This is a genomic window from Anaeromassilibacillus sp. Marseille-P3371, assembly GCF_900169665.1.
Lineage (GTDB): Bacteria > Bacillota > Clostridia > Oscillospirales > Acutalibacteraceae > Anaeromassilibacillus.
The window spans coordinates 126,760-128,678 of record NZ_LT835157.1; the positions used below are offsets into that span (position 1 = coordinate 126,760).

Consider the following 1,919-nt stretch of genomic DNA (forward strand, 5'->3'; position numbering starts at 1 on the left):
CCCTGCGGAAGATCCCAAGCAGAGAAGAGTTGCAGAAGCTCATCGAAGAGACAGAAGCGATCGACTTGAATGGCTATACGGACCGCAGTGTGGCAAACCTGGAGGCGGCGCTACAGGTAGCAAAGGCAGTCGCCGGGGATGAAACCGCAGACAACCAGACAATCGCAAAGGTATATGTGAATCTGGAAACAGCTGTAGCAAGTTTGGAGAAGGCGGAGACGCCGAAGCCCAACCCGAAGCCGGACAACAAGGGAGGAAAGGGAAGCCGTTCTGTGAATGCCTCCAACTCCTATGGAGCGGCAGGCGTCGTGTCTGCGGCACAGAACGTCTCGACCCAGAAGGCGCATGTGGTGGGTGACACGACAGTGAACTTCACGCTCAAGAGAGGCAGCGCATACTGCTTCAAGATGACGGTGGTAAATGGAAACAACCAGACGCCGAGCTTTACCGTGGGCAATGGCAGCGTTCTCAAGACGCAGTTTGTGGCGAAGGTTGGAAACGATTACTACTACAGAGTCTATGCAACCGGCACACCGGGCCAGAGCACGGGTGTCTACACGACACTGCCGGGACAGAATGCGGTGAAACACTGCACAGTGACCATTGGTTGAATGCCGGATACCAGCGAAGGGCATAAGCCATTCGATCCAGCAACCACTGCTGGAAGAGAGCCTGCGTAGGAACGCCATAGGCGCGAAAGGCGCTGTGCGTCCACCGAACCAGAGTATGGGCGTCTACACGACCCTGCCGGGACAGAATGCGGTGAAACACTGCACAGTGACCATTGGTTGAATGCCGGATACCAGCGAAGGGCATAAGCCATTCGATCCAGCAACCACTGCTGGAAGAGAGCCTGCGTAGGAAACTCCCAAGGAGCGAAAGGCGCTGTGCGTCCACCGAACCAGAGTATGGGCGTCTACACGACCCTGCCGGGACAGAATGCGGTGAAACACTGCACGGTGACCATTGGTTGAATGGCGGACACTTGCGAATGACATAAGCCATTCGATCAAGTCTGCTGGCAGAGAACCAACGTAGGAAACACGAAGGTACGAAAGACGCTGTGCGTCTACCGGGCTAGGGTAGGGGCTTTACACGACCCTGCCGGGGCAGAAAAGCCACCAAACACTACGCAGTAACCGTTGGTTGAATCACGGATACTTGCGAAGGGCATAAGGCATTCGATTAAGTAACCGCTGGTGGAAGAAAGCTTGTGTAGGAAACTCCCAAGGAGCGAAAGGCGCTGTGCATCCACCGGGCTAGGGCATGGGCACCTATACAACACTGCTGGGGCAGAATGCGGTGAAACACTACACGATAATCGTTGGTTGAATGCCGGATACCAGTGAAAGGCATAAGCCATTCGATCTAGCAACCGCTGATGGAAGAGAGCTTGTGCAGGAAACGTCATAGTCACGAAAGGCGCTGTGCGTGCACCAGACTAGGACACTGGCGTCTATACGACCCTGCCGGGTTAGAATGCGGTGAAACACTGCATGGTGTAGCTATGAGGCTTCGGAAAGAAAAAAGAATATGGAATGTCTCTGACGGATAGCTTTTCTACATGTAAATGTATATCCTAATCGTATGTAGATGATTTGCCCCCATAGGAGCGAATACATAGGAAAGCCAAAGCAGAGATATTCCACCCCATATGACCCAGCAGGAGCATCCGCAAACGAGAATGCGAATAACCCCTGCTGGGTCAAACTTTTTACAAGGTATAAGAATGTATCGTATGGTGACGAACTGTGCAGGAACAGTTGGACGGATGTGGGGTATCTTTTAGGGACGGCATAAAAGTTGTTCCCACCAAGATAAAATGAAAATAATCCGTAAATATCGGAATCGTGTTATGGAAGGAGTAAAAATAGCTGGTATCCAATTAAGTGTCTAGCGGCTAACGGCAGGAAACTTCC

1 protein-coding gene is annotated in these 1,919 nt (G+C 52.3%); it reads left to right on the plus strand.

Annotated elements, in window-relative coordinates:
• Nucleotides 1-611: hypothetical protein (locus B9Y59_RS16680; RefSeq protein WP_207651492.1), on the plus strand; the 611-nt coding region annotated here is incomplete at its 5' end.
• Nucleotides 612-1,919 lie beyond the last annotated feature (1,308 nt).